The 8,504-nt window shown below is 45.2% G+C and carries 9 protein-coding genes; 5 read left to right on the forward strand and 4 right to left on the reverse strand.

The features are described 5' to 3' along the window. A partial coding sequence (locus AAKU61_RS21430; RefSeq protein ID WP_354335570.1) for a hypothetical protein occupies positions 1 to 181 on the forward strand: 181 nt, incomplete at its 5' end. A 65-nt stretch (positions 182 to 246) separates the two neighbouring features. Here the strand turns inward: AAKU61_RS21430 and AAKU61_RS21435 are convergent. Next, positions 247 to 1,047, reverse strand: coding sequence for a PP2C family protein-serine/threonine phosphatase (locus AAKU61_RS21435; protein WP_354335557.1), 801 nt, complete (start codon positions 1,045 to 1,047; stop codon positions 247 to 249). Between the two features lie 118 nt (positions 1,048 to 1,165). Between AAKU61_RS21435 and AAKU61_RS21440 the strand changes: the two genes are divergently transcribed. Together AAKU61_RS21440 and yoaA are read left to right on the forward strand one after the other, a co-directional pair. Beyond that, positions 1,166 to 1,366, forward strand: a complete 201-nt coding sequence (locus AAKU61_RS21440) for a YdcH family protein (protein WP_322119213.1) — start codon at positions 1,166 to 1,168, stop codon at positions 1,364 to 1,366. A gap of 118 nt (positions 1,367 to 1,484) precedes the next feature. Then, positions 1,485 to 3,524, forward strand: coding sequence for a DNA repair helicase YoaA (yoaA, locus tag AAKU61_RS21445; protein WP_354335559.1), 2,040 nt, complete (start codon positions 1,485 to 1,487; stop codon positions 3,522 to 3,524). A 203-nt stretch (positions 3,525 to 3,727) separates the two neighbouring features. Here yoaA and AAKU61_RS21450 read toward each other — a convergent pair whose 3' ends face one another. Continuing rightward, on the reverse strand, positions 3,728 to 5,809 hold the full coding sequence (locus AAKU61_RS21450) for a M13 family metallopeptidase (protein WP_354335561.1): 2,082 nt from the start codon (positions 5,807 to 5,809) through the stop codon (positions 3,728 to 3,730). 472 nt (positions 5,810 to 6,281) lie between these two features. Here AAKU61_RS21450 and AAKU61_RS21455 point away from each other — a divergent pair, with 472 nt between their 5' ends. Next, positions 6,282 to 6,671, forward strand: a complete 390-nt coding sequence (locus AAKU61_RS21455; protein WP_354335563.1) for a nucleotide pyrophosphohydrolase — start codon at positions 6,282 to 6,284, stop codon at positions 6,669 to 6,671. 95 nt (positions 6,672 to 6,766) lie between these two features. Next, entirely contained in the window at positions 6,767 to 7,138 is a 372-nt protein-coding gene (locus tag AAKU61_RS21460; protein WP_354335564.1) for a hypothetical protein, read from the forward strand. Between the two features lie 59 nt (positions 7,139 to 7,197). Here AAKU61_RS21460 and AAKU61_RS21465 read toward each other — a convergent pair whose 3' ends face one another. Further along, positions 7,198 to 7,431 (reverse strand): hypothetical protein, encoded by a 234-nt coding sequence (locus tag AAKU61_RS21465; protein WP_354335566.1) that lies wholly within the window; start codon positions 7,429 to 7,431, stop codon positions 7,198 to 7,200. Between the two features lie 194 nt (positions 7,432 to 7,625). Then, entirely contained in the window at positions 7,626 to 8,273 is a 648-nt protein-coding gene (locus AAKU61_RS21470; RefSeq protein WP_354335568.1) for a DUF4272 domain-containing protein, read from the reverse strand. Between the last annotated feature and the right edge of the window lie 231 nt (positions 8,274 to 8,504).

Consider the following 8,504-nt stretch of genomic DNA (forward strand, 5'->3'; position numbering starts at 1 on the left):
ATCAAAAAAATGGACGATGCCCATTCAGAATTGGCGTATGGCGCTGAATCGATTTATGATTGAGTTTGGTGACCGTATTCAACAATACGACCACTTAACAATACGACCACTAAGTTGTTCCGTGGCATTTACACAGAATTTCTTACAGGCTCAAAGTGTCTGTTTGATCAGCGCTTTATAACAAAAAACGGTGTCTTAAAAGACACCGTTTTTTTGTTTAATCGGCTAGCTTATAAACTATGTATTTTATACAGCACGTCTCATTTTTTGTGCGACATAAGTTTTAACTTCTTCCGGTTGATCTACCAGTTTGACGATCGCGAAGGTGCAGTTGTCGCCATGTCCGTCCGATCTTTCACGTGCTTTTCTGATGAGTAGTTCAGATGCCTGACGTGGGGTATTTGCTGCAACTGCGGCGGACAATTCTGCATCAGTAAAATAATGCCAAAGCCCGTCAGAGCAAATCAGAAAAGAGTCACCTGCTTTTAAATCACTACGTTGTCCAAAACCGATATAAGGTGCGGTTGTGCTTGAACCTAAAACATTGACCAAAATATTTGACATACGATGGGTCTTGGCCTCTTCTGCAGTGATTTTCCCTTCGTCAACCAAGCGTTCAACGTAGGAGTGATCTTTGGTTCTCTCCGCAAAGTTAGGGCCACTAAAGCGATATAAACGAGAATCGCCAGCATATGCCCAAATTGCCTCTTTATTAGGAGTAATTACCAGCGCGACAAATGTACTGTGAGGTTCTTTTTCAGATGAAACGCCGCTAAGTTTAATAATCGTGTGGGCTTCATTAACGATGCTTTCTAATAATTGTTTTACGTCGTTAGTAGGATAAAATTCATCAAACAAAAATTTTGAAGTGCGAATCACCTGTTCTGCCGCTAACGCACCGCCACTCTTGCCGCCCATACCATCAGCGACCACTGCCATCATATAGCCAGGGGCATGCGGTGCTGCGAATAAGGCAGCTCTGTCCTGTTGTTCTTTCCTGTCACCAATGTGTTGTCCGGTGCCAGCTTCGATCTTATATTGGCTCATACGTCTTGGTAGATTAAACTAATGTAAATCAGTAATAAGCAGTAATAATTGATGATAAACAATTTTCACGAATACTGTTGCCCAAATTAAACTTCATTCTACTCGCAACCGGACGACTATGAGCCATCCAGAACAAATACAACAGCGCATTATCGAGCTGGAAGTCGAACATCGTGACTTAGATATCGTCATTGATACCTTGATTAAAGATATTAATCATGACGAATTGCAATTACGTCGGCTTAAAAAACGTAAATTACAACTCAAGGATCATATTACTCTTTTAAAAATGCAAATGATGCCAGATGTACCTGCTTAATACCTTGTTTTTTTTGCACTCGCGAAAGTTAAAATAGAAATCGCCTCTGAGGCTATCATTTATACACGTTTGATCTACACGCACATCGTCATCACCGACATCACTGGCACCTTTTATTTTGACTGAACAGACACAAGAAACGAATGCTCCGGGCATTCATGACGACGAAGTTGAACAGATTTTTGGATTGACGGGCGCTTTAAGTACTTCGATTAAAGGATATCGTCCGCGTCAGGCGCAAACCGAAATGGCAAAAGCGATTGCCAGCGCGATCTCCGGTCAAAAAACCTTGCTGGCAGAAGCGGGCACTGGTACCGGTAAAACCTACGCCTATTTGACGCCGGCCTTGCTATGGGGCGGTAAGGTCATTGTCTCTACCGGCACCAAAAACTTGCAAGATCAGTTGTTCTTGCGAGATATTCCCATGATTAAAAAGGTGTTAAAAGCACCCGTCTCGATTGCTTTGCTCAAAGGTCGTGCTAACTATTTGTGTCATTTTCACTTAGAGCGGACTCTGCAAAATGGACGTCTCACATCGCGTGAAGATGTTGGTTATCTGCGCGATATTTCCCGATTTATGAAAACCACCAGCAGCGGCGATAAAGCCGAGCTGGCGCGCGTCCCAGAAACCGCATCGGTCTGGAATCTGGTGACCTCCACTAAAGACACCTGCATGGGGTCGGAGTGTCAGTACTATCAGGATTGTTTTGTCATGAAGGCGCGTAAAGAGGCGCAGCAGGCCGATGTGGTGGTGGTTAACCATCATTTGTTTTTTGCTGACGTGGCCTTAAAAGATACTGGCATTGCCGAGTTACTGCCTTCTGCTAACACGGTTATTTTTGATGAAGCACATCAATTGCCAGATACCGCGACGTTGTTCTTTGGTGAAACGATATCCACTTTGCAGGTCTTGGAATTATGTCGCGATGTGTTGGCAGAAGGCCTGTCTCATGCCCGTGACGGCGCTGAGTGGGCTAAGCTGGTGGCGCCGGTCGAGCGTGCAGCACGCGATTTGCGCCTCGCATTTCCTCAAGATGTAGTGCGTTTATCATTGTCGCAAATTGCGCCGTCTAGTGAGTTTTTTCCTGCCTTAGAAACACTCAAAGATGCGATGGATGACATGATCGCCGTGCTGGAAAAACAAGCTGTCCGTGCCGAGACACTGGAGCAATGCCGTGTCCGTGCAATTGATCTGAACAGCAAGATCAATGACTGGAAAGAACCCGAGCCACCAAAAAGCAATTCTACTAAGGCGGGTGTCGCTGATAAGTTAGAAAAGGCCGACTATGTCCTGTGGGTAGAAGCGTTTTCTACTTCTTTGCAATTACATCGGACGCCGTTATCGATAGCGCCGATTTTTAATAAACAGCGAGAAGGTGTGCCGCGCACCTGGATTTTTACCTCGGCGACGATGGCAGTCAAAAATGACTTTACCCATTTTGTGTCACAAATGGGCTTATGGAACGAACCCGCCAGAACTTGGCCTAGTCCGTTTAACTATGCCGAGCAAGGGATTTTGTACGTACCAGAGGGCATGCCGCAACCAAATTCACGTGAATATACCGATGCCGTTGTGGATGCCGCTTTACCTGTCATCGAGGCTGCTGGCGGTAAAACCTTTTTATTGTGCACCACGATTAAGGCAGTCAAGCATTGTGCTGAACGCTTGCGGGAAGAATTCCAACAACGTGATTTGCCTTTCCCCTTATTTGTCCAAGGTGATGCCGGACGTACTGAATTGTTAGACCGGTTCCGCGCAGCTGGAAATGGCGTGCTGATAGGAAGTCAAAGTTTTTGGGAGGGCGTTGATGTGCGTGGCGATGCTTTGTCGCTGGTCGTGATCGACAAACTACCGTTTTCGCCGCCGGATGATCCGGTGTTGGCGGCGCGTATCGAGGCCATGGAGAAAAAAGGCTTGAACGGTTTTGTGCATCATCAACTGCCCGAGGCGATCATTAATCTGAAGCAGGGCGCAGGCCGCCTGATTCGGGACGAGACGGATAAAGGCGTATTGATGTTGTGCGATCCTCGCCTGATCTCTAAGCCCTATGGCAAACGAATCTGGCAAAGCTTGCCTGCGTTCACCCGCACCCGTGAACTCAGTGTAGTACAAGACTTTTTTAAACGGCTGGTAGACGCGCCAAAGTTAGTTGAGTAACTATACTCTGGGGTAGTAATTTTTAATCGTCCAGGGATTATATGGACAATACGATGTATTAATGAATATTTTTTTGGGAGTATATTTATATTGCTGTAAAAGAAAACAGCTGATTTAAATTTTTACTCCATAAAAAAGGGACGCAAATTGCGTCCCTTTTACTTACTCAACCGCTTAGTCGTTCAGCGATTGAGTAATTTGGATTACCAGATTGATACGCGCTCTGCTGGCGCCAAATACATCTTGTCGCCTTCTTTCAAATCATAGGCCTTATAGAAAGGACCCATGTTGCGCAAGCTGCCGTTTGCACGGATTTCGCCAGGTGAATGTGGATCTGTTTTCAACTGAACGATAGTCGATGCTTCACGCATTTTGCCACGCCATACTTGAGCAAAGCCCATGAAGAAACGTTGATCGCCTGTTAAGCCACCGATGACGGGTGCTGGTTTGCCGCCCAGTGATAAATGGTAGGCTTTGTAGGCGATTGCCAAACCAGAGTTATCTGCAATGTTTTCGCCCAGAGTCAGCTCACCATTCACAAAGTAGCCAGGGATAGGACTGAACGCGCTGTATTGCTTGACCAATGTCGCTGTTTTAGCCGCAAATTTCACGTGATCGTCTTTGGTCCACCAGTCACGCAAATTGCCTTTGCCATCATATTGCGCACCTTGATCATCAAAACCATGGCTAATTTCATGGCCGATCACCGCGCCGATGCCGCCGTAGTTGACTGCGTCATCTGCTTTGGCATTGAAGAATGGTGGTTGCAAAATCGCTGCCGGGAAGACGATTTCATTCATCTCCGGGTTGTAATAGGCATTGACTGTCTGTGGTGTCATACCCCATTCGTCACGGTCGATAGGTTGACCTAATTTATTTAATTCCACTTGGGAAGCGAACAAACGAGCATTGCGCAAGTTGGCAACTGCATCGCCTTTGACGATATTCAACGCAGAGTAATCACGCCATTTGTTTGGATAACCAATTTTGGGCATGAAGGTTGCCAGTTTGGCTTGGGCTTCTTTTTTAGTTTCTGGACTCATCCAATCCAGCGTATCGATACTTTGTTTGTAAGCTAACAGCAGATTGTTGACCAGTTTTTCCATTTTGGCTTTGTTCGCCGCTGGGAAATACTTTTCTACGTAAAGTTTGCCCAAGCTTTCGCCCAAACCAGAGTCAACCAGACGCACGCCACGTTTCCAGCGTTCTTCTTGTTTTGGCACACCACGCAAAGTTGTGCTGTAGAAACCAAAGCTTTCGTCCACAAATGCTTTTGGCAATTGGCTGGCAGCAGAGCTTAACAAATGCCATTTGAAATACGTTTTCCAAGTCTCCAGCGATGTGTTTTGCAGCAGCGTGTTAAATGCTGTCAGATAAGTCGGCTGGCTGACAATCAGGTAATCGATCTTGCCTTGTACTCCTAATGCTGAGAGGTAACCTGTCCAGTCGTAACCTGGTGTTAATGCATCGAGTTTGTTAAGTTCGATTTTGTTATACGCTTTGATTGGATCACGCAGTTCTACTTTGCTCCATTGGATCTTGGCAATTTCTGTTTCTAATGCCAGGATTTCAGCCGCATTTTTTGCTGCGTCTTTATCACCAGCCATGCTCAGCATTTTTTCTACATGGATAAGATATTTCGTGCGCGCGTCTTTGAGTTTGACGTCGTCATCTTTTAAGTAGTAATCGCGGTCCGGCAAGCCCAGACCCGATTGGCCGATGTCAAGCACATATTTGGTGGAATCTTTATTATCCTGGTGTACGCCGACATCCAGCGGAGCACCAACGCTAATGCGGTTAAGACCGGCGATAAATGCCGGTATTTGTTTTTTATCGGTGAGCGCAGCAACTTTGGCAAAATCGCCTTCCAGTGGTTTCAGCCCCATGGATTCAATCTTGTCGGCATCCATGTAGGTCGTATACATATCACCGACTTTGGCTGCCTCAGAACCTGCTTTAGGTTTTTGCTTGGACAAACCTTCAATAATGCTGCGCATGCGTGGAACGGTCGCTTCGCGCAAATCGATGAAGGCGCCAGCAGACGATTTGTCGGCTGGGATCTCGGCAGTTTTTAACCAGGAACCATTTACATGGCGATAAAAATCGTCTTGCGCCCGCACGCTGGTGTCATTGAATTTATTGTCGATGCCAGACAATAAAACAGAAGCGGAGGATGCGGCAGATTTGGCTGGTGTAGCTGGTGCAGCTTTTGCTGGTTCATCAGCATAGACGCTGGTAGCGCCGGCAAACATGAGCGCGATAGCGCTGAGTACGTGAGCTTTCACTAATTGATCTCCTGGGGTGATGGAATGAAGTGCTTGTCTTTATTGCTACGATCTTTTTTACTGAATGCGTTTTCCAACTTGTTTTGAAAATTTTGGTCGGATACCGCTAGCGGTGGCTGTTGAGGTTAATGTCAACAGTAGCAGCCAGTGCGATAGCGGACAATTCAGCATCTAATTGACCTGAATAAGGCCAAAGAGTTCGCCGATTTGCCTAAAAATTCAATTATTTTTTCAAGTACGTGACTCTGTTTGAAAATAAAATCAGCAAAGTATAGTAAAGCGCGGCAAATCCCCTGTCCATACCTACGTTATTTAAAAGCAATGAAAATCAGGTTTGGTGGCGTCGCTTTGCAACACAAGAGTGCTGGATCGCCAGACGCATAGATTACAATGCCGAACTTAAGTGCTGATGTCTGATGTATTTGTCAGCAATCTCCATACAATTAGAACAAAAGTAGAGCAAAACAACGCCATGTCTGATCTTCAATCGCTGACGGATTCTTTGATCAAATTTAGAGATCAACGAAACTGGAAGCAGTTTCATGATTTAAAAAATCTGATTATCTCTTTGCATTTAGAAACGGGTGAATTATTGGAATTGACTCAGTGGAAAAGTGAAGAGCAGATCGCTGCCTTGCAAAAGGAAGCGCATTTTCAGCAAGATTTGAAGGACGAGTGTGCTGATGTACTACACTATTTGTTACTCATAGCGGAGCAAAATGGTATTGATCTGATCGCCGCGGCGCAAGAAAAGATAGCAAAAAATGAGTTGCGTTATCCGGCAGGGGAGTCATACGGCTCTACTGCAAAATACACGGCTTTAGGCGCGAACATCAATACCATGGCAACAAAGAAAGAATAAAGGCCCGAACCTTTCACTCATTTGCCAGCAGGGCAGACGGTTGTAATGGTTTGGGTAGTAAGTACCACGGAATACCTCATTTTCAAGGAAATACTATGAACGACACTCTGACCATCGACGAATTTAATGCGCTGGAGCTGATTAGCAAATTACGTAAAAACGAACGTCCCAACGCGTGCATTGGCAGAAACTCCAAGCGCTTAAACGGTTTGAAATATATCAAACATAATAAAGACGGCAGTTTTGATATGACCGAGAAAGGTTTACAAACCTTGTTCGTCAAAAATTGTATTCAAGGTTTGCGTATGATTTCCACCGATCCTATGGCTCAGATCGGCAGCGATGTGGCGACGTTTTTAGGTAAAAAAGCGCATATCGTGGCACTGCCGGAGGGTGGTTTTGCGATTACAGATAAAGGCCGCGAGTCTTTGATCGATATCGATAGCGCACCGGCAGTCAGGGTGTAATATTTTGAGCATGCGGTTTAGTTTTTTACATGTAGTAGCTAAACTGCCAGACGAATCGCTTACTCTTCAATATCGTCTTTGATCAGAGTGATGCGCTGGATTAAAAACTCTCCATCGATCACTCTGCGAAATGGCACCCCCGTCACACGAAATCCCTCGCCACCTTCAGCAATCCATTGCTTGGCCTGAAGATCAAAGGCAGGGATGCTCATCCCCAGCATCTCTGCAAAAACGACAAACTTAGCACCCGGCTTTTGTCGCTTTACGATGGTTTCTAATGCGCTTATATTCATAGTGTTAATTTAGATACTCATAGTGGGTATATTTAATCGTCCAGATGTTTTCTGCTCTGCAGGTCATTTTTACTAAAATAGAGGGGGAGTATATCTATTTGGTAAGTATTGCGAAGTCGAATCCAGATGATTTTGTGTTTTCTCGTTGTTGTTAGCGTTGGCGCTAAAATTTTAGCCTCCACTTATCTACTTAATCAGGTGTCCGTTTCAACCAGATCCCAATTGTCTTCTTCGTTATAGGCAGTGATCCAATTGACTGCATGATGCCACTCTGGAATAACATCGCAACGAATATTGCCGACGGTTGTCTTGCCAATCAAATTAGCATGGCGTACTGCCCAATGCACCCGGTATAGTAAATCAGCCCAATCCAGAATGCGTGATTTGGATCGCAGCTGTATCGCTTTCTCCAGAACGCTAGCTTGTTCTATCGCTTGCGGGAAAAAACGCTGTAGTTTGCTGACGTCCGATGCATGCAAACTCAATTCAATCTCGTCTTGGATGCCTGCACACCAAGCGAGGAAGAACAGACGCTCTTTCTGGATTGCAAAGTGCGCTCTATCCTGACTGGACATTACATCGCTAAATAAGAATGCGTGTTCTTGTTCAGATAAATACGAAGCCATTTGATGTGTTGTTATGTATTGGCGAAAATAGCTTGGGTGCTCTGCCTCTGCTGCCCCAGTCACCGCCCACAATGCTATTAAACGCTGGAATAAGGCATCCTTGCTGCGCAAATTCACCTCCTCATCCGATTCAATCAAAGGGAGCTGAAGATTGATGCGGATACCTCGCTTATGCAGTATGGTCTCCGAGAGAAATTTACGGCTTTCTGGATTCATAAAAATTCAAAATAGATTGTGGTCAAACCAGTATTGTCAGGTAAGTACAAGGACTTTGTTGATTAATTTATGTAATGATTTATAAAATATGAATGGAAAGCGCTTGCCAAAGGGAGGTGTAGTTTGCTATAGTTCTGCTCCCGTCGAGAGGCGGGGAAGTAGAGGTAAGAAAGATAGTGAAACACAAGAAGTGAGTACGGAGTTTGAAGGCAGAGAATTGAATAAGATCAG

Origin of the sequence: Undibacterium sp. GrIS 1.2 (genome assembly GCF_040544435.1) — a bacterium.
Lineage (GTDB): Bacteria > Pseudomonadota > Gammaproteobacteria > Burkholderiales > Burkholderiaceae_D > Undibacterium.